18 protein-coding genes are annotated in these 22329 nt (G+C 70.5%); 10 read left to right on the forward strand and 8 right to left on the reverse strand.

What is annotated here, in order from left to right:
- Nucleotides 1-226 precede the first annotated feature (226 nt).
- Complete coding sequence (gene ssd, locus ACI2L1_RS12270; RefSeq protein ID WP_404739246.1) at nt 227-1330, reverse strand: septum site-determining protein Ssd; 1104 nt, start codon at nt 1328-1330, stop codon at nt 227-229.
- A 640-nt stretch (nt 1331-1970) separates the two neighbouring features.
- Between ssd and ACI2L1_RS12275 the strand changes: the two genes are divergently transcribed.
- The gene (locus ACI2L1_RS12275; RefSeq protein WP_404739247.1) at nt 1971-2804 is read left to right on the forward strand and encodes an HAD family hydrolase; all 834 of its coding nucleotides are present in this window, start codon (nt 1971-1973) and stop codon (nt 2802-2804) included.
- A 347-nt stretch (nt 2805-3151) separates the two neighbouring features.
- On the opposite strand, the gene ACI2L1_RS12280 is transcribed toward ACI2L1_RS12275, so the two are convergent.
- Nucleotides 3152-3976: an oxidoreductase gene (locus ACI2L1_RS12280; RefSeq protein WP_404739248.1), complete on the reverse strand. Its 825-nt coding sequence runs from the start codon at nt 3974-3976 to the stop codon at nt 3152-3154.
- Nucleotides 3977-4077: 101 nt separating this feature from the next.
- On the opposite strand from ACI2L1_RS12280, the gene ACI2L1_RS12285 reads away from it, so the two are divergent.
- The gene (locus tag ACI2L1_RS12285) at nt 4078-5058 is read left to right on the forward strand and encodes an ATP-binding protein (protein WP_404739249.1); all 981 of its coding nucleotides are present in this window, start codon (nt 4078-4080) and stop codon (nt 5056-5058) included.
- A 17-nt stretch (nt 5059-5075) separates the two neighbouring features.
- Here ACI2L1_RS12285 and ACI2L1_RS12290 read toward each other — a convergent pair whose 3' ends face one another.
- Complete coding sequence (locus ACI2L1_RS12290; RefSeq protein ID WP_404739250.1) at nt 5076-6353, reverse strand: hypothetical protein; 1278 nt, start codon at nt 6351-6353, stop codon at nt 5076-5078.
- A 298-nt stretch (nt 6354-6651) separates the two neighbouring features.
- On the opposite strand from ACI2L1_RS12290, the gene ACI2L1_RS12295 reads away from it, so the two are divergent.
- From ACI2L1_RS12295 to ACI2L1_RS12320, 6 genes are all read left to right on the forward strand, one after another.
- The gene (locus tag ACI2L1_RS12295) at nt 6652-9066 is read left to right on the forward strand and encodes a bifunctional SulP family inorganic anion transporter/carbonic anhydrase (RefSeq protein ID WP_404739251.1); all 2415 of its coding nucleotides are present in this window, start codon (nt 6652-6654) and stop codon (nt 9064-9066) included.
- A gap of 393 nt (nt 9067-9459) precedes the next feature.
- Nucleotides 9460-11418, forward strand: a complete 1959-nt coding sequence (gene acs, locus ACI2L1_RS12300) for an acetate--CoA ligase (RefSeq protein WP_404739252.1) — start codon at nt 9460-9462, stop codon at nt 11416-11418.
- A gap of 150 nt (nt 11419-11568) precedes the next feature.
- Entirely contained in the window at nt 11569-12984 is a 1416-nt protein-coding gene (nhaA, locus tag ACI2L1_RS12305) for a Na+/H+ antiporter NhaA (RefSeq protein WP_404739253.1), read from the forward strand.
- Nucleotides 12985-13044: 60 nt separating this feature from the next.
- Nucleotides 13045-13551: a phage holin family protein gene (locus ACI2L1_RS12310; RefSeq protein WP_404739254.1), complete on the forward strand. Its 507-nt coding sequence runs from the start codon at nt 13045-13047 to the stop codon at nt 13549-13551.
- Nucleotides 13548-14486 (forward strand): alpha/beta fold hydrolase, encoded by a 939-nt coding sequence (locus tag ACI2L1_RS12315; protein ID WP_404739255.1) that lies wholly within the window; start codon nt 13548-13550, stop codon nt 14484-14486. The genes ACI2L1_RS12310 and ACI2L1_RS12315 overlap by 4 nt, the downstream gene beginning before the upstream one ends.
- Nucleotides 14487-14613: 127 nt before the next feature.
- The gene (locus ACI2L1_RS12320) at nt 14614-14799 is read left to right on the forward strand and encodes a hypothetical protein (RefSeq protein ID WP_079072518.1); all 186 of its coding nucleotides are present in this window, start codon (nt 14614-14616) and stop codon (nt 14797-14799) included.
- A gap of 19 nt (nt 14800-14818) precedes the next feature.
- Here the strand turns inward: ACI2L1_RS12320 and ACI2L1_RS12325 are convergent, their stop codons facing one another.
- The 3 genes from ACI2L1_RS12325 to nth all read right to left on the reverse strand — a co-directional run bounded on the left by ACI2L1_RS12325 (nt 14819) and on the right by nth (nt 18282).
- The gene (locus ACI2L1_RS12325; protein WP_404739256.1) at nt 14819-16018 is read right to left on the reverse strand and encodes a MarP family serine protease; all 1200 of its coding nucleotides are present in this window, start codon (nt 16016-16018) and stop codon (nt 14819-14821) included.
- A gap of 13 nt (nt 16019-16031) precedes the next feature.
- Nucleotides 16032-16727, reverse strand: a complete 696-nt coding sequence (locus ACI2L1_RS12330) for an NUDIX hydrolase (RefSeq protein WP_404739273.1) — start codon at nt 16725-16727, stop codon at nt 16032-16034.
- A gap of 607 nt (nt 16728-17334) precedes the next feature.
- The gene (gene nth / locus ACI2L1_RS12335; RefSeq protein ID WP_404739257.1) at nt 17335-18282 is read right to left on the reverse strand and encodes an endonuclease III; all 948 of its coding nucleotides are present in this window, start codon (nt 18280-18282) and stop codon (nt 17335-17337) included.
- 336 nt (nt 18283-18618) lie between these two features.
- On the opposite strand from nth, the gene ACI2L1_RS12340 reads away from it, so the two are divergent.
- Nucleotides 18619-19293 carry a Crp/Fnr family transcriptional regulator gene (locus ACI2L1_RS12340; protein ID WP_015658871.1) on the forward strand — a complete coding sequence of 225 codons (675 nt, stop codon included), beginning with the start codon at nt 18619-18621 and terminating at the stop codon, nt 19291-19293.
- A gap of 241 nt (nt 19294-19534) precedes the next feature.
- Nucleotides 19535-20359, forward strand: a complete 825-nt coding sequence (locus ACI2L1_RS12345) for a nucleotidyltransferase (RefSeq protein WP_404739258.1) — start codon at nt 19535-19537, stop codon at nt 20357-20359.
- On the opposite strand, the gene ACI2L1_RS12350 is transcribed toward ACI2L1_RS12345, so the two are convergent.
- Entirely contained in the window at nt 20352-21182 is an 831-nt protein-coding gene (locus tag ACI2L1_RS12350) for an MBL fold metallo-hydrolase (protein ID WP_404739259.1), read from the reverse strand. The two genes, ACI2L1_RS12345 and ACI2L1_RS12350, sit on opposite strands and share 8 nt — an antisense overlap.
- Nucleotides 21179-22048, reverse strand: coding sequence for an NUDIX hydrolase (locus ACI2L1_RS12355; protein WP_404739260.1), 870 nt, complete (start codon nt 22046-22048; stop codon nt 21179-21181). The genes ACI2L1_RS12350 and ACI2L1_RS12355 overlap by 4 nt, the downstream gene beginning before the upstream one ends.
- Nucleotides 22049-22329 lie beyond the last annotated feature (281 nt).

The following is a 22329-nucleotide window of genomic DNA, read 5'->3' on the forward strand; positions in this document are numbered from 1 at the left end:
AGACCGCCCGCAGCTTGCCCCGCCACCCCTCGCCCGGCCGCCCGCACCGCAGCCGCACCCGATCCCCGCCACCCGATCGGCACGCCTGCCGCGCCGTCCGTAGGACCGCCCGCGGCTCGCCCCGCCATCCCTCGCCCGGCCGCCCGCACCGCGGCCGCACCCGATCCCCGCCACCCGATCGGCACGCCTGCCGCGCCGTCCGTGCACGCACGCCCCAAAGCCCTGCTCATACCGCCCTCGCCTCCACCAACGCCCGCTCCCAGAACTCCTTGCAGAACCGGGCCAAAGGCCCTCGTACGGCCGCGCCCGGGGGTGCCTCGCTCCCCAGGGGCCGCTGCAGTGCCGGCTCGACCGGCACCTCGCCCACCAGGGGCAGTCCGAGCAGCCGGGCCACCTCGCGGTCATCGAGGCCGGGTGCGTACGGACCGCGTACCGCCACCCGCAGGTCGCGCAGGACCATGCCGACGGCGGAGGCCACGCGACCGGCCGCGGCGACGGCCCGCAGTTCGGCGGGGACCACGAGGATCCCGAGGTCGAGCTGGGCGAGTGCCTCGGCGACGCCGTCGTCGAGGCGGCGCGGCAGGTCGACGACGACGGTGCCGCCCCGGCGCCGGGCCGCGGCGAGCACCGCCCGCACGGCCTGGGGCGGCACGGCGATGCGGTCACCGCGATCCCAGCTGAGCACCCTCAGCGAGTGCAGCCGCGGCAGTGACTCCTCCAAGGCGCCGCCGCCGACCCGCCCACGCGAGGCGGCGAACGCGGGCCAGCGCAGCCCTTCGGTGCTCTCTCCGCCGAGGAGTACGTCGAGTCCGCCGCCCAACGGGTCGGCGTCCACGAGGAGTGTGCGCAGGCCTTCACGCGCGGAGGTGACGGCGAGGGCGCACGCGAGCGTGGAGGCCCCGGCCCCGCCCCTGCCACCGATGACTCCGACGGTGAGGGCGGGCCTGCCGACGCCTTCGGTGACGTCGGCGATGCGGTCGACCAGCCACTGCTCGCCGTCGGGGAGCATCAGCACATGGTCGGCGCCGATCTCGACGGCCCGTTTCCACACCCCCGAGTCGTCCTGGTCCCGGCCCACGAGCACCACTCCGCGCCGGCGCGCGGCCCCGCGCACACGGTGGGCTGCGTCGTCGCCGACCAGGACGAGCGGGGCCGCCTCCCAATTGCCTCTGGGCTCCGGCACTCCGTGGTGCACCTCGGGTTTCGCGCCGGCCGCCGCGCACAAGCGCAGCAGATCGTCGAGCAGGTCCTCGTCCTCCGTGACGATCAACGGCTGCCCCGGCCGCCCTCCGGCGGTGGGCTGCGGATCATGTGTGACAGCTGCGGTCACGTCTCCATCCCCCTTCACTGCGACGCGCAAGGCCCGCGCAGCGCCTCTTCACTGCGACGCGCAAGGGCCCACGCAGCGCCTCTTTCACGCGGCCCCTTCGGCCCCGCGATTCCCAAACCTGTGAAGAACCGGCAATCGGCCTTCATATGAACGGCCGATACGAACCGGCCAAGCACGCCCGACTAACCAGAACCGGCCATCAAGTCGGTCGGAGCGGGACGCGTTGGAATCACGGTGCAGCGATCCCGGAAATCGTGTGGATCTTGGTCGATAACTGTGGACAACTCAGCGGTTGTGAATATCGCCGTCACCCATCCCGGTGAGCCCTGTACGGCCTGCGTGCGACCTCCGCAGAGCAGCGCGACGACTACGCACAGTGACGGATCATGAGCATGCAGGAAAGGCGGCCGCAGCCGCCTCGAAGCGGTCGCAGGACCGCGCACAAACGAGGAAAAACCACCCGGACATGCGACGACCCCCACCGGGGGGGAGAGTGGGGGTCGTCTCCACGGCCGACTCGGGGGGGGAGGAGCCGGGCCGGGTTAGCACGGTCGCGAACGATCCGTGACTTCCATGGTGTACCCGAGAGCCCTCTCAGGCAAACCCACGCGCCCCACCTTACGCCGAATGGGCTGCACCTATGCTCGGGGTCGTGGAAAACCACTCCTTGCCCCGCACAGCCGCCTTCTTCGACCTGGACAAGACGGTCATTGCGAAGTCGAGCACGCTCACGTTCAGCAAGTCGTTCTACCAAGGCGGGTTGATCAACCGCAGGGCGGCCTTGCGGACCGCCTATGCCCAGTTCGTCTTCCTCGTCGGCGGTATGGACCACGACCAGATGGAGCGCACCCGCGAGTACCTCTCCGCGCTCGTCCGCGGCTGGAACGTCCAGCAGGTCAAGGAGATCGTGGCCGAAACGCTCCATGACCTGATCGACCCGATCATCTACGACGAGGCCGCCTCGCTCATCGAAGAGCACCACACCGCAGGCAGAGACGTCGTCATCGTCTCCACGTCCGGCGCCGAGGTGGTCGAGCCGATCGGCGAACTGCTCGGCGCGGACCGGGTGGTGGCGACCCGCATGGTCGTGGGCGAGGACGGCTGCTACACCGGCGAGGTGGAGTACTACGCGTACGGCCCGACGAAGGCCGAGGCGATCAAGGAGCTGGCGGAGTCCGAGGGTTACGACCTGGAGCTCTGCTACGCCTACAGCGACTCGGCGACCGACCTGCCGATGCTCAAAGCCGTAGGCCATCCGCACGCGGTCAACCCGGACCGGGCCCTGCGCCGCGAGGCTCTCGCGCGCGGGTGGCCGATTCTCGATTTCCACCGGCCGGTCCGGCTCAAGCAGCGGCTGCCTGGGTTCGCCGTACCGCCCCGTCCGGCACTCGTCGCGGTCGCCGCGATAGGAGCCGCGGCGGCCACGGCGGGCTTCGTCTGGTACGCGAGCCGGCGCCGGTCGACGGTGGCCTGAGACAGCGACCCGAGATGATTCCGCCCACTTGACACAATTTGAGGATAAAAGTAAAGAACAACGGCCAGGGGTTCCGCTTACCCCGGTCCAGGAGTACAAAGGGATTAACGGCCCGCGAGACCAAGGACATCCGAGAGGATCACCTTAATAACGCATTTGGCCCCACGGACCGAGCATGAACATCGAGCACCCACGCGACGTCGACCCGTCGATTACGGGCCAGCCACACCAGGTGACGGGCAAAGTTCCCGGCCTGATGGGCAATATATCGAGGACGCTTGGTAACCCGGTGAACATGCCAGCGGCGGTACGAATCCTCGTACCGCCGCAACCCTGTTCAGGGACCTCTACGCCGCCCCGCGCTGCAGTGCCTCACACACGGCCGTGGACTCGCGCGCGCCCAGTTCGATCGCGCTGCCGCAGTGGGCGATCCAGGCGGCCATGCCCTCAGGAGTACCGGACACGTATCCGTCGAGGGCCGCCAGATAGACCGCACGGCCCAGTTCGGCGTGACCGACCTCCGGCGGGCAGACCGACTTCGGGTCGAGACCGCTGCCGACCAGGACGATCCGCGCGGCCGCGCGCGCGACCAGGCCGTTGTGGGAGACGAAGGGCCGCAGGGCGAGGAGTTCTCCCTGTACGACGGCGGCCGTGACCAGGGCGGGGGCGGAACTGCCCGCGATGATCAGCTCGGACAGGCCTTCCAGCCGACCCGAGACCTCGGCCGCGCTCGGCAGGGGCAGCTCGATGAGCGGCTCGTCGACGGTCTCGCCGGCCTGCCGCGGACGCCCGATCTCGTCGCCCTTGTCGGCCGCGGCCACCAGATGCAGCCGGGCCAGCACCCGCAGGGGCGACTGGCGCCAGATGGACAGCAGTTGGCCGGCCTCGGCGGTCAGCCTGAGGGCCGCGCCCATGACCCGCGCCTCGTCGTCGACACCGAAGTCCGAGCGCCGGCGCACCTCTTCGAGGGCCCAGTCCGCGCCGGACAGCGCGGCCGAGCCACGGGCACCGCGCAGGGCCGCCTCGGAGGTGATCTCGTTGCTGCGGCGCCGCATGACGCGGTGTCCGTAGACCCGGTCCACGGACTTGCGCACGGACTCCACGGACTCGGGCACACCGGGCAGCGAACCCAGGGCCGCTAGCGGATCGGCGGCCGCGCCTGTCGTACTCATGAGTACGACACTACGCAACCCAGCCCCGCACCCCTCGATGGAGTGGTCTTCTTCACTCACGCCTGCCACATACAGCTATCACCCGACTACGCTTCGCGAACATGAAAATTGCTTTCGTCGGGAAGGGCGGCAGCGGCAAGACCACGCTGTCCTCCCTGTTCATCCGCCACCTCGCGGCCACCGGAGCGCCGGTGATCGCCGTTGACGCCGACATCAACCAGCACCTGGGTCCGGCGCTCGGCCTGGACGAGGCGGAGGCGGCCGCACTGCCCGCCCTCGGCGAGCGGCTGTCGCTGATCAAGGAGTACCTGCGCGGCACCAACCCACGCATCGCCTCCGCCGCGGAAATGATCAAGACCACGCCGCCCGGCGAGGGCTCCCGGCTGCTGCGGGTGCGCGAGGACAACCCGGTATACGACGCCTGCGCCCGGTCGGTGGAACTCGACGGCGACGCCGTCCGTTTGATGGTCACCGGCCCCTTCACCGACGCCGATCTGGGGGTGGCCTGCTACCACTCCAAGACCGGAGCGGTGGAGCTGTGCCTGAACCACCTGGTGGACGGGCAGGGCGAATACGTCGTGGTGGACATGACGGCGGGCTCGGACTCCTTCGCCTCCGGCATGTTCACGCGTTTCGACATCACGTTCCTCGTCGTCGAGCCGACCCGGAGGGGGGTCTCCGTCTATCGCCAGTACAGGGAGTACGCCCGCGACTTCGGTGTCGTCCTGAAGGTCGTCGGCAACAAGGTGCAGGGCCAGGACGACCTCGACTTCCTCCGCACCGAAGTCGGGGACGACCTGTTGGTGACGGTCGGGCACTCCGACTGGGTGCGTGCCCTGGAGAAGGGCCGGCCGCCCCGGTTCGAGCTCCTGGAGGACGTCAACCGTCGCGCCCTGCACCGGCTGCGGACGGCCGTCGACGCGACGTACGAACTGCGGGACTGGGAGCGCTACTCCCGGCAGATGGTGCACTTCCACCTGAAGAACGCCCAGTCCTGGGGCAACCAACGCACGGGGGCCGACCTTGCGGCACAGGTCGACCCCTCGTTCGTGCTCGGCGAGAGCGCGGTGACGGCCGTCTGACGACGACCGCCGGGCGCCTACTGCTTCTTGGTCGTCGGCGCCCCCGGTACGCCCTTCGGTGCCGGGGCGGGGTGGTCGGACAGGAAGGCCGACCAGCCCTGCTTCGGCGCCTCGCCCACACCCAGGGCACCCAGCTTCTCCAGGATCTCCGGGTCCTGGGCGTCCAGCCAGTCGGCCAGCTGCCGGAAGGAGACACAGCGCACGTCGGACTTGTTGCACACCCGCTCGATGGTCTCCTTGACGGCGCGCATGTAGGTGCCGCCGTTCCAGGACTCGAAATGGTTGCCGATGATCAGAGGCGCGCGGTTGCCGTCGTAAGCCCGGTGGAAGCCCTTGAGCAGACCGTCGCGCATCTGGTCGCCCCAGATCTCGAACTTGCCGGGGTTGCCCTGGGTCGCGGTGCCGGACTGGTTGACCATGAAGTTGTAGTCCATGGTGAGCTGCTCGTAGGAGTGCCCGGGAAAGGGCACAAGCTGCATCGACAGGTCCCACAGGCCCTGCTTCTTCTTGGGCCAGAGCTGCTCGTTGACGCCGCTGGTGTCGTAGCGGAAGCCCAGCTCACGGGCGGCCTTCATGAAGTTCTGCTGGCCCTCCAGGCAGGGCGTGCGGGCGCCGATGAGCTCCTTGTCGTAGTCGAAGGGCAGCGGGGAGGCCTTCGTCATCCCGGTGTTGGTCTTCCAGGACTTCACGAACTTCTTGGCCTGGGAGATCTCGTCCTTCCAGTCCGCCACCGACCACTCGCCGACCCCGCCGCCCTTGCCGCAGAAGTGGCCGTTGAAGTGGGTGCCGACCTCGTTGCCCTCCAGCCAGGCCAGGCGCAGCTGCTTGACGGTGTCGGCGATGCCCTGCTCGTCGTTGAAGCCGATGTCGGAGCGGCCCGGGGAGTGCTGCGGCGGCTTGTACTCGTCGCGCTTGTCCTCCGGCAGCATGTACACGCCGCTCAGGAAGTACGTCATCGTCGCGTGGTTCGCCTTGCCGACCTCGCGGAAGTGGGAGAACAGCTTCTGGCTGTCCTCGCCGGCGCCGTCCCAGGAGAACACCACGAACTGCGGAGGCTTCTCACCGGGCTTGAGGCGTTCGGCTCTGGGCAGGTGGGGCTGGGCTCCGGTGTACGCGGTGGAGCCGTCGCCGATCAGGCGGAACACCTTCTTGGGCGGCGCCTGGGCGGGCTTCGCCTTCTGCGGGCCCGCGGCCCCTCCCTCGGAGGTGTCGGTGCCGGTCGCGCAACCGGCCAGTGAGGCGGCACAGACCGCGGCGACCACGGCTCCCGCGGCAATCCTCTGGGTGGCGGCCATGTTCCGCCCACCTTCTTCCTTCTCTCGGGGCCAACGACAGCGCCGCCAAGTTCACATGGGCCCGAGAAGGAATTAGTACGACAAGCCGATGAAATTGTCATTTCATCCATTCAGGTGAGCTATTAGTCCATTTGCCCGGAAAGTCTATGCCTGGCCTTTACTCTGCATTACGATCTGTTTACCGAGCGTTGATTCATCCCGCCGCTGCACGCCGTGACCCACGGCCGCGACCCGCCCCCGCCATCGAGGGGGGACCACCTGTTCCGCGACCGCGCTGCCCCGGAGGAGACGGGAAAACATGTCAGCCTGCGTCCCCACCCGCGCCACCGACCCGAGCGACTCGCACCGTACGAGGCGCATCCACCGACCCCACAGCCCGCCGCCGACCCCGCCCCGCCGCTTCCGTGTCGCGGGCGCCGACGTGTCGGCCTCGATCGCGGTCTTCCTGATCGCGCTGCCCCTGTCCCTCGGTATCGCCCTCGCCACCGGCGCCCCCCTGCAGGCCGGCCTCGTGGCCGCAGCCGTCGGAGGGATCGTCGTCGGCCGACTCGGCGGTTCCCCGCTCCAGGTCAGCGGCCCCGCCGCCGGGCTCACCGTGGTCACCGCCGACCTGATCCACCGCTACGGCTGGCGGACGACCTGCGCCATCACCGTGCTGGCCGGAGTGGTCCAGCTGGGCCTCGGCTGCCTGCGCGTGGCCCGCACCGCGCTCGCCGTCAGCCCCGCGATCGTGCACGGCATGCTCGCCGGCATCGGCGTCACCATCGCCGTAGCCCAGCTGCACATCGTCCTCGGCGGCACCCCGCAGAGCTCCGTCCTCGCCAACCTCCGCGGTCTGCCCGCCCAGTTGGCGCACGTCCAGCCCGCCGCGGTGTCGGTGAGCGTGCTGACCCTGACGCTGCTCTTCTTCTGGCCGCGCATCCCCGGCCGGGCCGGTCACCTGCTGCGCCGTATTCCGGCCGCGCTCGTCGCCGTCGCCGGAGCCACCGCCGCCGCCTCGCTCACCGGGCTGACCCTGCCCAAGGTCGGCCTGCCGTCCTGGAGCAGCCACGCCCTGGCCGGACTGCCCGAGGGCCCTGCGCTGGGCCTCGCCGCCGCCGTGCTCACCACCACGCTGGTGTGCAGCGTGCAGTCGCTGCTCGGCGCGGTCGCCGTGGACAAGCTGGTGGCGGGCCGCCCCGACCTGCTCGCCGCGAGCACCGGCACCGGCCGCGGCGCCCGTGTCGGCCGCTCCGACCTGGACCGCGAACTGCTCGGACAGGGCGCCGCCAACATCGTCTCCGGCACGCTCGGCGGGCTGCCCGTCGCCGGTGTGGCGGTGCGGAGTTCGGCGAATGTCCAAGCCGGTGCCGTCAGCCGGAACTCCACGATGCTGCACGGCGTTCTCGTAGTGATCGCCGCGCTGCTGATGGTCCCGGTCCTGGAGTTCATCCCGCTCGCCTCGCTCGCCGCCCTGGTGATGGCCGTCGGCATCCAGATGGTGTCCCTGCACCACATCCGCACGGTGACCCGCCACCGCGAGGTGCTGGTCTACGCCGTCACCACCCTCGGCGTGGTCCTGTTCGGCGTCCTGGAGGGCGTGATCCTGGGGATCGCCGTCGCCGTCGGGGTCGCCCTGCACCGCCTCACCCGCACCCGCATCACGCACTACGAGAGGGAAGGAATCCATCACGTCCATGTGCGAGGACAGTTGACGTTCCTCGCGGTGCCCCGGCTCAGCCGGGCCCTGCATCTCGTCCCCCAAGGGGCCGACGCCGTCGTGGAGTTGGACGGGTCGTTCATGGACCACGCGGCGTACGAGTCGCTTCAGGACTGGCAGAAGACGCACACCGCGCAGGGCGGTTCCGTCGAGCTGACCGGGCGCAGACCGGGGACGCGCATCGCCGAGCCCTCCGATTCCGCCCACTGCCGCTGCCGCCCCTGGACGCCCTGGCGCAACCACCAGTGCGAGCGCCCGACATCCGCACCGTCAGCCGGACACTCCGGTGCGCCGGCTGAGCCCGGTACGGCACACGATCCGAGCTGGCCACCCCGCGAGTCGAGCGGGCGTGAACTGGCCCGTGGCATCAGCGCGTTCCAGCGCAACACCGCACCGATCGTGCGGGGCGAGCTGGCCCGGCTGGCGCGCGAGGGCCAGCAGCCCGCCCAGCTCTTCCTCACCTGCGCCGACTCACGGCTGGTCACCTCGATGATCACCTCCAGCGGTCCGGGAGACCTGTTCGTGGTGCGCAATGTGGGCAACCTCGTTCCACTGCCTGGCGAGGAGAGCGGAGACGACTCGGTGGCGGCCGCGATCGAGTACGCGGTGGACGTGCTGAAGGTGCGTTCCATCACGGTGTGTGGGCACTCCGGCTGCGGAGCCATGCAGGCGCTGCTCAACTCCGAGCCGGGCGGGGCCCGAACCCCGCTGAAGCGATGGCTGCGCCATGGCCTGCCGAGTCTGGAGCGGATGGCCGACGACGGTCGGCCCTGGGCGAAGCTGGCCAGGCGGACCCCCGCCGACGCGGTCGAGCAGCTCAGCCTCACCAACGTGGTGCAGCAGCTGGAGCACCTCAGCGCCCATGACTCGGTCGCCCGGGCCCTTCGAGAGGGGAAGTTGGAGCTGCACGGGATGTACTTCCATGTGGGAGAGGCCCAGGCGTATCTGCTCACCGGGGCGGACGGGGACGAGCTCTTCGAACACGTGGAGGCGGCGGCGGACCTGCCGGCGTGAACTCATATGGGTGGGCGGCCCCTTCAAGAGGGGCCGCCCACCGCCGGACGGACACTAAGAACGCTGAGACCGGTCCGGCGTCGGCTTCACCGGGACAGAGGGCTCGACGTCGGCCTCGGTCGGGTAGACATGGACCCTGTACGGCGTTTCCCTGTCGTTGCGGTTCACGAAGACCAGCACATTGCCCCCTCACCCGTACTTGGGCGGGAGTGTGAAAGGCGTTACAGGCACTGAACTCGGCCTGGTCGGCGTACGTGGGTACGGATGACCCGGGCCGCCGGACTCGGTACGCAACAGGTCTAAACCAATTCCAGGTCTGCCCTTGTCATCGCACCCCTGGTCTGATGAGCTGTGGCCTGGGACACAACGGACACCCTGGGAAAGGCAGATGCCGTGAGCAACGAGAGCCTGGCCAACCTGCTCAAGGAAGAGCGCAGGTTCGCGCCACCCGCCGACCTGGCGGCGAACGCCAACGTCACCGCGGAGGCGTATGAGCAGGCCAAGGCTGACCGGCTGGGTTTCTGGGCCGCGCAGGCCCGTCGACTGAGCTGGGCCAAGGAGCCGACCGAGACGCTGGACTGGTCGAACCCGCCGTTCGCCAAGTGGTTCAAGGACGGCGAGCTCAATGTGGCCTACAACTGCGTCGACCGGCATGTCGAGGCGGGCAACGGCGACCGGGTCGCCATCCACTTCGAGGGCGAGCCCGGCGACAGCCGCGCGATCACCTACGCCGAGCTCAAGGACGAGGTCTCCAAGGCCGCGAACGCCCTGCTGGAGCTGGGAGTCCAGAAGGGCGACCGGGTCGCCGTATACATGCCGATGATCCCCGAGACGGCGATCGCGATGCTCGCCTGCGCCCGGATCGGCGCCGCGCACTCCGTGGTCTTCGGCGGGTTCTCGGCGGACGCGCTCGCCACCCGCATCCAGGACGCCGACGCGCGTGTGGTCATCACCACCGACGGCGGTTACCGCCGCGGCAAGCCGTCCGCGCTCAAGCCCGCCGTCGATGAGGCCTCCGACAAGGCGGGCAACGTCGAACACGTGCTCGTGGTGCGCCGTACCGGCCAGGAGGTCGCCTGGAACGACAGCCGGGACGTGTGGTGGCACGACCTCGTCGACCGGCAGCCGAACGAGCACACCCCGGAGGCGTTCAACGCCGAGCAGCCGCTCTTCATCCTGTACACGTCCGGTACGACGGGTAAGCCGAAGGGCATCCTGCACACCTCCGGCGGCTACCTCACCCAGGCCGCCTACACCCACCACGCCGTCTTCGACCTCAAGCCGGAGACCGACGTCTACTGGTGCACCGCCGACGTCGGCTGGGTCACCGGGCACTCCTACATCGTCTACGGCCCGCTCGCCAACGGCGCCACCCAGGTCATGTACGAGGGCACCCCGGACACCCCGCACCAGGGCCGCTTCTGGGAGATCGTGCAGAAGTACGGGGTGACGATCCTGTACACGGCGCCCACCGCCATTCGTACGTTCATGAAGTGGGGCGACGACATCCCGGCGAAGTTCGATCTCAGCAGCCTGCGGGTGCTGGGCTCGGTCGGTGAGCCGATCAACCCCGAGGCGTGGATCTGGTACCGCAAGCACATCGGCGGCGACCGGACGCCGATCGTGGACACCTGGTGGCAGACCGAGACCGGCGCGATGATGATCTCTCCGCTGCCAGGCGTCACCGCGACCAAGCCCGGTTCCGCGCAGACCGCGCTGCCCGGCATCTCCGCGACCGTCGTCGACGACGAGGCGAACGAGGTCCCGAACGGCGGCGGTGGCTACCTGGTCCTCACCGAGCCATGGCCGTCGATGCTGCGCACCATCTGGGGCGACGACCAGCGCTTCCTCGACACATACTGGTCGCGCTTCGAGGGCAAGTACTTCGCCGGTGACGGCGCGAAGAAGGACGACGACGGCGACATCTGGCTCCTTGGCCGGGTCGACGACGTCATGCTCGTCTCCGGCCACAACATCTCCACGACGGAGGTCGAGTCGGCGTTGGTGTCCCACCCGTCCGTCGCCGAGGCCGCCGTCGTCGGTGCCGCGGACGAGACGACCGGGCAGGCCATCGTCGCCTTCGTGATCCTGCGCGGCACGGCGAACGCCGAGGACGAGGGCCTCGTCGCCGATCTGCGCAACCACGTCGGTGCCACCCTCGGCCCGATCGCCAAGCCGAAGCGGGTCCTGCCGGTGCAGGAACTGCCGAAGACCCGCTCCGGCAAGATCATGCGCCGGCTGCTGCGGGACGTCGCCGAGAACCGCCAGCTCGGAGACGTGACGACCCTGACCGACTCGACGGTCATGGACCTCATCCAGGCCAAGCTGCCGGCGGCGCCCAGCGAGGACTGACCGGCTCCTCAAAAAAAGGGGGTGCCTGGCGCGGCAGTGCGCCGGGCGCCCCTTTTAGGTAAACTAAACAAAACAACGTGATCCTCAAGGTGTGCCGGGAAGTCTGGTCGGCGAGCAGTCCCGCCCTGCCCATCGACCGGAGGTCACCCCATGTCCGCGCCCACCCGTAAGGTCCTCGGACGGTTGTCCCTCCCCGAGCGGACCTTCGTCGCGGACGCGCTGCGCACCGAGACCGTCGGTGGCGTGCTGCTGCTCATCGCCGCGGTCGCCGCGCTGATCTGGGCGAACGTCCCCGCACTGCACAACAGTTACGAGAGCTTCAGCCACTTCCACCTGGGCCCCGGCGCCCTCGGCCTCGACCTGTCGATCGAACACTGGGCCGCCGACGGCCTCCTCGCGGTCTTCTTCTTCGTCGCCGGCATCGAGCTCAAGCGCGAGCTCGTCGCCGGTGACCTGAAGGACCCCAAGGCGGCCGCGCTGCCCGTGGTCGCGGCCCTGTGCGGCATGGCCGTACCCGCGCTCGTCTACACCCTCACCAACCTCACCGGCGGCGGCTCGCTCGCCGGGTGGGCCGTGCCCACCGCCACCGACATCGCCTTCGCGCTCGCGGTGCTCGCCGTCATCGGCACCTGGCTGCCGAGCGCGCTGCGCGCCTTCCTGCTCACCCTCGCCGTCGTCGACGACCTCTTCGCGATCCTGATCATCGCGGTCTTCTTCACCGCGGACATCGACCTCGCCGCGCTCGGCGGCGCGGCCCTGGGCCTCGCGGTCTTCTGGCTGCTGCTGCGCAAGGGCGTACGCGGCTGGTACGTCTACGTCCCGCTCGCGCTGGTGATCTGGGCGCTGATGTACAACAGCGGGGTCCACGCCACCATCGCGGGCGTCGCGATGGGCCTGATGCTGCGCTGCACCACGCGGGAGGACGAGAAGCACTCCCCGGGTGAGGACATCGAGCATCTCGTACGACCGCTCTCGGCAGGCTTGGCCGTCCCCCTGTTCGCCCTGTTCAGCGCGGGTGTCTCCGTCTCCGGCAGCGCGCTCGGGGATGTGTTCACCCAGCCGGAGACGCTGGGCGTGGTGCTGGGGCTGGTCGTCGGCAAGGCGCTCGGCATCTTCGGCGGGACCTGGCTGACCGCCCGCTTCACCCGGGCCTCGCTCAGCGACGACCTCGCGTGGGCCGACGTGTTCGCGGTGGCGACCCTGGCCGGCATCGGATTCACCGTCTCGCTGCTCATCGGCGAGCTCGCCTTCGACGACGCCACGCTGACCGACGAGGTCAAGGCCGCCGTACTCCTCGGCTCGCTCATCGCGGCGACCCTCGCGACCGTGCTGCTCAAGCTGCGCAACGCCACGTACCGCAGGCTGTACGAGGCCGAGGAGCGCGACGACGACCTCGACGGCATCCCGGACATCTACGAGGAGGACGATCCGGCGTACCACCTGCGGATGGCGGCGATCCACGACCGCAAGGCCGCCGAGCACCGCCGGATCGCCGAGCTCAAGACTGCCGAGCGGCTTACCGAAGTGGCGGGCGGGGCAAGCGAGGACGACGACCGTCGGGCATGATCTGACGGGACGGTACAAAAGACACGGCACACAAAGAGTCCCAGTGATAGGGAGACCGCGATGAGCGCACCCGACGGCAGCCCGGTCGGCGCCGAACGCAGCATCGGCCAGCTGTTCGCCCAGGCGACGACCGAGATGTCGGCGCTGGTGCACGACGAGATCGCCCTGGCGAAGGCGCAGCTCAAGCAGGACGTGAAGCGCGGCGCGGCGAGCGGTGGCGCGTTCAGCGGGGCCGGCGCGGTCCTGGTGTTCTCCCTGCCGATGCTGAACTTCGCCCTGGCGTACGGCATCCGGACCTGGAGCGACTGGAACCTCGCGGTCTGCTTCCTGCTGTCCTTCGCCGCCAACGTCCTCGTCGCGCTCGTCCTCGCGCTGCTCGGCGTCGTCTTCGCGAAGAAGGCGCAGAAGAGCAAGGGCCCGCAGAAGGTCGCCGCGTCCATGAAGGAGACGGCGGGCGTGCTGCAGAACGCCAAGCCGCACCCGCGACCCGGCAGCGACAACAAGATCCTGGAGGAGCGGGTCAGGGAGACGAAGGCCATCGAGGCTGTGGCACGCTCGTCGTCATGACGGATCCCGCCTCTTCGGCGCAGCAGCCCGCTTCTCTCGTACGGCCCGACGGTCCCTGGACGCACCGGGACGTGGCCGCCAACGGCGCGCGCTTCCACATCGCCGAAATGGGCGACGGACCGCTGGTGATGTTCCTGCACGGCTTCCCGCAGTTCTGGTGGACCTGGCGGCACCAGCTGGAGGCGCTCGCCGACGCCGGCTTCCGGGCCGTGGCCATGGATCTGCGCGGCGTCGGCGGCAGCGACCGCACCCCGCGCGGCTACGACCCCGCCAACCTGGCCCTCGACGTCACCGGTGTGATCCGTTCCCTGGGTGAGCCGGACGCCGCGCTGGTCGGCCACGACCTGGGCGGCTATCTGGCGTGGACGGCCGCCGCGATGCGCCCCAAGCTCGTACGGCGGCTCGCGGTCTCCTCGATGCCGCACCCCCGGCGCTGGCGCTCGGCGATGCTCTCGGACGTCAAGCAGACACGCGCCGGTGCCTACATCTGGGGGTTCCAGCGGCCCTGGATCCCGGAGCGCCGGCTGACCGCGGACGACGGCGCGCTGGTGGCCGAGCTGATCCGGGACTGGTCGGGGCCGCGCCTGCCGGACGACGAGGCGGTGGAGACGTACCGGAAGGCGATCTGCATCCCCTCCACGGCGCACTGCTCGGTCGAGCCGTACCGCTGGCTGGTGCGGTCGATGGCCCGTCCCGACGGCATCCAGTTCAACCGGCGCATGAAGCGGCCCGTCCGCGTGCCTACCCTCCACCTGCACGGCTCGCTCGACCCGGTGATGCGCACGCGCAGCGCCGCCGGGTCCGGGGAGTACGTCGAAGCCCCGTACCGCTGGCGGCTGTTCGACGGTCTGGGGCACTTCCCGCACGAGGAGGATCCGGTCGCCTTCTCGACCGAACTGATCAACTGGTTGAAGGATCCCGAACCCGATCGGTGACGGTTCCGTCGCGCCCGGTATCCGGACCTGAACACCTGTACCACGAACAGCCACTTGCCCGGCGCATAGGCCAATTGGGGGGCGTGAGGGAGGTTATCGACCTTGGGGCGGGGGCACACGTCGGGGTATGGGCTGGACGCACGACTACAGTGACGCAGCACGCAATCGACGCTCTGGCGGTGGCCTGAGCTCCCACCATCAGGGCGGTGCCCCGCAACTGCCGGGCGGCACGGACCTGAGGGTGGGCATCCCGCGCATTCTGCGGCGCCGGGCCCGCTGGGTGTCGGTACGCCTGCGTCACCCCCGAGGCTGACGCGCCTTACCCGACCCCCTCACAGCGCGCAGCTGTCGCTGTCCACCTGCTGGTTCGCGGTGCGCCCCTTGGCGATGTCCTCCTGGATCTCGTCCGCGGTGAGCGCGTACCCGGTGTCGGCGTCGTCGAGTGACTTCGCGAAGACCACGCCGTACACCTTGCCCTCCGGGGTGAGCAGCGGGCCGCCGGAGTTGCCCTGGCGGACGGTCGCGTAGAGGGAGTAGACATCACGGCTGACGGTGCCGCGGTGGTAGATGTCCGGTCCGTGGGCGTCGATGCGCCCGCGCACGCGCGCGGAGCGGACGTCGTACGAGCCGTTCTCCGGGAAGCCGGCCACGATCGCGCCTTCCCCGCTGGCCGCGTCCTGTGACGTGAACTGCAGCGCGGGCGCCTTCAGATCGGGCACGTCCAGTACGGCGATGTCGCGCTCCCAGTCGTAGAGGACGATCGTGGCGTCGTACTTCCTGCCCTCGCCGCCTATCTGGACGGTGGGCTCGTCGACGCCGCCGACGACATGCGCGTTGGTCATGACGCGGCGGTCACCGAAGACGAAGCCACTGCCCTCCAGGACCTTGCCGCAGCTCTGCGCGGTGCCCATGACCTTGACGATGGAGCGCTGGGCGCGGGTGGCGACGGCGCTGTTCGCGAGCCTGGGGTCGGGCGGCTGGACCTCTTTGATCGGCTCGTCGGCGAACGGGCTGAAGACCTGCGGGAAGCCGTTCTGCGCGAGGACCGAGGTGAAGTCCTTGAACCAGGTGTCGGCGTCCGAGGGCAGCGCCTCCTGCACGCCCAGCAGCACCTTGGAGCCGCGCACCTCCTTGCCGACCGTCGGCATCGTGGTCTGCGCGAGGGTGGCGCCGATCAGCCAGGCGACCAGGAGCATCGCGAGGACGTTGACGAGGGCGCCGCCGGTGGCGTCCAGGGCGCGCGCCGGGGACCAGGTGATGTATCGGCGCAGCTTGTTGCCGAGGTGGGTGGTCAGGGCCTGGCCGACCGAGGCGCAGACGATGACGACGACCACCCCGACCACGGCGGCGACCGTGCCGACCTCCGCGTGATCGGTCACCGCGTCCCAGATGACGGGCAGCGTGTAGACGGCGACGAGACCACCGCCCAGGAACCCGATCACCGACAGGATGCCGACGACGAAGCCCTGGCGATAACCGACGATCGCGAACCACACGGCGGCGACCAGCAACAGGATGTCCAGCACGTTCACGGACGCCACCCTGTCATGAGCGCCAGTCGAGCGGGACCTGCTTCTCGCGGTCCCATGGGCGCTCCCAGCCCGCGAAGTGCAGCAGCCGGTCGATGATTCCGGCGGTGAAGCCCCACACCAGGGTCGATTCGACCAGGAATGCCGGACCTCGGTGACCGCTGGGGTGGACGGTGGTCGCACGGTTGTCGGGATCCGTGAGATCCGCCACGGGAACGGTGAAGACGCGGGCGGTCTCGTTCGGATCGACGACCCCGACCGGGCTCGGCTCGCGCCACCAGCCAAGGACCGAGGTCACCACGAAGCCGCTGACCGGGATGTACAGCTTCGGCAGCACGCCGAAGAGCTGGACGCCGGAGGGGTCGAGGCCGGTCTCCTCCTCCGCCTCGCGCAGGGCGGCCCTGAGCAGCCCGTCGCCCTTCGGGTCGCCGTCCTCCGGGTCGAGCGCGCCGCCGGGGAACGACGGCTGCCCCGCGTGCGACCGCAGTGAGCTCGCCCGCTCCATGAGCAGCAGCTCGGGGCCCCGCTCACCCTCGCCGAAGAGGATCAGCACGGCCGACTGCCGCCCCGCGCCGTTCTCCGGCGGCAGGAAGCGGCTCAGCTGCCGCGGCTCGACCGTCTCCACGGCGTGCACGACGGGGTCGAGCCAGTCGGGCAGCCCTTCCCGACTGACCGTCACCGGCCCACCCCGCGTATTGCTCGCCCGTGTCATCGCCACCCCCGTCGTCCTGCACTGCCCAACGCCCGACGCGCCCTAGATCGTTCCGACCGGGCACGCCGCGCATTCGACTGCCGCGGTCCCCGCGTCGAGTGCGCCGCCCGGACCGGGCACAACCGCCCCGACCGGCACTGCCCGCCCACCCCGCCGCTCGCGTCCGCCCGACAGGACCACTGATGTCGGTCCGTCAGACCCGCCCGGCCACCCGACACCAGCCGTCCCCGCATCAAGCCCACCGCCCGGGACACAGGGCACAACCGCACGTCCGCCCGACAAGACCGCACGTCCGCCCGACAAGACCGCTGATGTCGGCCCGTCAGACCCGCCCGGCCACCCGGCACCAGCAGTCCCCGCGTCGAGCAGGCCGCCCGGGTCACCGCGCACGACCATCCCAACCGGCGCAGACCGTCCACCGCACGGCGCACGTCCGCCCGACGGGACCACTGATGCCGCCCAGCCCGATCCACCTCACCGCCCGGCACCGACGCCCGCACTCCGCACGGCCCGCCCCGCCAGCGCGATCCCATCGACCGCACCGCATGCGCGCCCCCGTCCACCTGAGCCGACCGCGACGGCCCTCCTGGCCACACCACCCGCACCCTCACCCAGCGGCCCCCAACGGCGGCGCGGCCTTCCCCCCGGCGTCCAGATAGGCCTGCGGCGGATTCAGTCGCTGCCCGGGGAAGCCGCCCTTCTCGTACTTGAGGAGCTTCCGCGCCTTCTCCGGGTCCGTCTCGCCCTCGCCGTACGCGGGGCAGAGCGGGGTGATGGGGCAGGCGCCGCAGGCGGGCTTACGGGCATGGCAGATACGGCGGCCGTGCCAGATGACGTGGTGCGAGAGGTCCGTCCACTCGCTCTTCGGGAAGAGCGCGGAGACGGCGGCCTCGATCTTGTCGGGGTCGGTCTCGGCGGTCCACTGCCAGCGCTTGACCAGCCGCATGAAGTGCGTGTCCACGGTGATCCCGGGCCGCCCGAAGGCGTTGCCGAGCACGACGAAGGCGGTCTTGCGGCCCACGCCGGGCAGCTTGACGAGGTCTTCGAGCCGCCCCGGGACCTCACCGCCGAAGTTCTCCACAAGGGACTTCGACAGCCCTATCACCGACTTGGTCTTGGCCCGGAAGAACCCGGTCGGCCGGAGGATCTCCTCGACCTCCTCGGGGTTGGCCGCGGCCAGGTCCTCGGGGGTCGGGTACTTGGCGAAGAGCGCGGGGGTCGTCTGATTGACCCTCAGGTCGGTGGTCTGCGCGGACAGGACCGTCGCCAGGATCAGCTGGAAGGGGTTCTCGAAGTCCAGCTCGGGGTGGGCGTACGGGAACACCTCGGCGAGTTCGCGGTTGATGCGCCGGGCGCGACGCACGAGGGCGGTCCGCGACTCGTTCCGCGGCGGCTTCGGGGCGACGGTCTTCACCGGAGCGGCCTTCTTCACGGCGGCTGCGGCCTTCATGGGAGCGACGGCCGCCTTCTTGACCGGAGCCTTCGCGACCGCCTTGGCCGGAGTCCCGGCGGCCTTCTTCGCCGGAGCCTTCGTGACCTTCTTCGCCGTACTCACCGGAACCTTCCCTGCCGCTTTTGCCGCTTTCTTTCCACCGCCGGCGCCCTGTTCGCCCACAGCGGAATCTCGACGTGCAACCACCCGTCCAGCCCCCTTGGCCTGTGCTCTCACCGGCGTTTTGGACACCCGGCCAGCCTAGAGCCCGGCACTGACATCCGCCCCGGACCCCGAGGACCGGCCCCCAATTGGACCCCTGCCGCTTACCCCGGGACATGTGTGCGGCATCCTTGTGACAGATCACACTGTTTGGACCGTCCGGCAAAATGGGCACCACGGTCCCCTGGTACCAAGGGGGAACAAGATCCCCTGAGCAGGTCGACAAGGAGAGAACTCGTGGACGACGTCCTCCGGCGCAACCCGCTCTTCGCGGCTCTCGACGACGAGCAGTCCGCGGAGCTCCGCGCCTCCATGAGTGAGGTGACCCTCGCGCGCGGCGACTCGCTGTTCCACGAGGGCGACCCGGGAGACCGGCTCTACGTCGTCACCGAGGGCAAGGTAAAGCTCCACCGCACCTCCCCCGACGGCCGCGAGAACATGCTCGCCGTGGTCGGCCCCGGCGAACTCATCGGCGAACTGTCCCTGTTCGACCCGGGCCCGCGCACGGCGACCGCCACCGCGCTCACCGAGGTGAAGCTGCTGGGCCTCGGCCACGGCGACCTCCAGCCCTGGCTGAACGCCCGCCCCGAGGTGGCCACCGCCCTGCTGCGCGCCGTCGCCCGCCGTCTGCGCCGCACCAACGACGCCATGTCCGACCTGGTCTTCTCGGACGTCCCCGGCCGTGTGGCCCGGGCCCTGCTCGACCTCTCCCGCCGCTTCGGCGTGCAGTCCGAGGAGGGCATCCACGTCGTCCACGACCTCACGCAGGAGGAGCTCGCCCAGCTGGTCGGCGCCTCCCGAGAGACGGTCAACAAGGCCCTCGCGGACTTCGCCCAGCGCGGCTGGCTCCGCCTGGAGGCCCGCGCGGTGATCCTCCTGGACGTCGAGAGGCTCGCCAAGCGCTCGCGCTGAGCACGGATCGCCGTACGACCTCGAAGGGCCCTGCCACACGGCGGGGCCCTTCTCGTATCGCCGGGGGTGGGGATGCGCGAGGACAGGGCGCCGGAGTCGTGATCGCCGTGGGCTGCTCCGCCGGCGGAGACACCCGCCGTCTCCGCGTCTTCCGCCGGCTCTGACCCGTTCGGCCCGCCACGGCCCGTCCAGGGCCCTAAATGAGCTGCCCCGGGGCCCGCCCCCGGGCACAGTGATCCTCATGGCCGCCGAAACCGTTCCCCCCGTCTCTCCCAAGGGACTCGACGCCCAGGGCTACATCGAGCGCGAGGGCTCCCTCGGACGGATCCCGCACCCGTTCCGTCCGGTCGTCGTGACCGCCCGGGACCGGGTGCTCGACCTGTTCGGGCCGAGGCTGCACAGCGCGTACCTCTACGGTTCGATCCCGCGCGGCACCGCGCGTGTGGGCCGCAGCGACCTCGACCTCCTGCTGGCTCTGCTGGACGAACCGACCGACGCGGACCGGGAGGGCGTACGGGCGCTCGGCGAGGCGCTCGACAAGGAGTTCCCGCAGATCGACGGCGTCGGAACGCTGCTGTACAGCCGCGACCTCCTGCTGAGTGAGCTGGAGCGCCACGACCTGGGCTGGTTCGTGGCCTGTCTGTGCACCCCGCTGCTCGGCGACGACCTGGCCGAGTACCTCCCCCGCTACCGCCCCGACTCCCTCCTGGCCCGCGAGACCAACGGCGACCTGGCCCTCCTGCTCCCGCGCTGGCGCGAACGGATCGAGGCGGCGGACTCCGACGAGGCCCGGCGCCCTCTGGTCCGCTTCATGTCCCGCCACCTGGTCCGCACCGCGTTCACCCTGGTCATGCCCCGCTGGAACGGCTGGACGAGCGACCTGGCCGAGATGGCGGAGATCTTCGGCGCGTACTACCCCGAGCGCGCCGACCAGCTCCGCGCGGCTGCCGTCCTGGGCCACACCCCGACCACGGCCCCGGCCGTCCTCCGCACGTACATCGACGACCTGGGCCCCTGGCTCGCGAACGAGTACACGCGCGTGCACGGCACGAAGGCCCCTAGATGAGCCCGTGCTCCTCCAGATACTCCAGCTGAGCCCGCACCGACAGCTCGGCAGCGGGCCAAAGCGACCGGTCCACATCCGCGTACACATGCTCTACGACGGCGCTCGGCGTCCGGTATCCGTCCTCCACAGCCGTCTCGACCTGGGCGAGCCGATGGGCCCGGTGGGCGAGATAGAACTCGACGGCCCCCTGGGCGTCCTCCAGGACGGGCCCATGCCCCGGCAGGACGGTGTGGACGCCGTCGTCCACGGTCAGCGACCTCAGCCGCCGCAGGGAGTCCAGATAGTCGCCCAGGCGGCCGTCGGGGTGGGCCACGACGGTCGTACCGCGCCCCAGGACGGTGTCACCGGTCAGCACGGCCTGATCGGCCGGGAGATGGAAGCACAGCGAGTCCGCGGTGTGCCCGGGGGTGGATACGACCCTGAGCTCAAGCCCGCCGACCCGCACCACGTCCCCGGCGCCCAGCCCCTCCTCCCCGAGCCGCAGCGCCGGGTCGAGGGCCCGCACCTTGGTTCCGGTCAGCCCGGCGAACCGGACGGCGCCCTCGGCATGGTCGGGATGGCCATGGGTGAGCAGCGTGAGGGCGACCCGCTTACCCACAGCCTCCGCGGTGTCGACGACGGCACGCAGATGCCCTTCGTCGAGCGGCCCGGGATCGACCACGACCGCCAGCTCCGAGTCAGGCTCCGACAGGATCCAGGTGTTGGTCCCGTCCAGGGTCATCGCGGAGGCGTTGGGCGCGAGGACGTTGACGGCCCGTGGGGTGGCGGGGCCCGAGAGGACCCCGCCCCGAGGCTGGCCGGGCAGGGCTGCGGCGTCGGTCATACGGAGGCTCCACCGGTCGGGATGTGCTTGGTGAACTCGTCGTGCCCGGGCCAGGAGAGCACGATCTCGCCGTCCTCCAGCCGGGCCCGCGCGAGCACCGGGGTCAGATCACGCCCGGGCGCCGCGGCGACCGCGTCGGAGGCGTTCCCGTACCCGCTGAGCTGCCGCAGCGTGGCAATGGTGGGCGGCATCATCAGCAGCTCGCCCTTGTCGTAGCCGTCCGCCGCGTCCTGGGGCCGGATCCACACCGTACGGTCGGCCTCCGTGGAGGCGTTGCGGGTGCGCTGCCCCTCCGGGAGGGCGGCGACGAAGAACCACGTGTCGTACCGGCGGGGTTCGAACTCGGGAGTGATCCAACGCGTCCAGACCCCGAGCAGATCCGACCGCAGAACGAGCCCCCGCCGCTCCAGGAACTCGGCGAAGGAGAGCTCCCGGGCCACGAGAGCGGCCCGATCGGCCTCCCACTCCGCCCCCGTGGTGTCACCGACCACCGACTCGGCCGTCGGCCCGGCCAGCAACACCCCGGCCTCCTCATACGTCTCCCGCACGGCCGCACAGACAATCGCCTGAGCCGTCGTCCCATCCACCCCGAGCCGATCCGCCCACCACGCGCGCGTGGGCCCCGCCCAGTGGATCTGGTGCTCGTCGTCGCGGGGGTCGACCCCGCCACCGGGGTAGGCGTACGCCCCTCCCGCGAAGGCCATGGAGGCACGCCGGCGCAACATGTGCACGGCGATTCCGGCCGCCGTGTCCTTCAGCAACATCACAGTGGCAGCGCGTCTTGGCTCGGCAGGCCGCAACGTGCCGTCCGCGAGCGCGCGGATACGGTCCGGCCATTCCGCTGGGTACCACTGCCCGTTTGCCATGGGCGGAGGCTAACTCCTGGGGCGCGGATGTTCGAGGCCGGGCGCGTGAGGGGGTGCCGGGGTTTGTCGGGCGGGTGCAGGGTGAGTGGGGGCTGGTCGCGCAGTTCCCCGCGCCCCTGGGGTGGGGACGGTGGACGCACCTTTAGCCGCGTACGGCGCGAAGGGGACGGGGTGGGGGGTGTCCGCCCGCAGCGGCCGGCGTCCGTCACAGAGCACTGTTGAAGCAACAGCACCCCCCCGACCGAGGCCCGACCCCCCCCCCCCCCGGCCCCCGCCCCCCC

The sequence above is a fragment of the Streptomyces sp. NPDC019531 genome, from assembly GCF_044903305.1.
Lineage (GTDB): Bacteria > Actinomycetota > Actinomycetes > Streptomycetales > Streptomycetaceae > Streptomyces.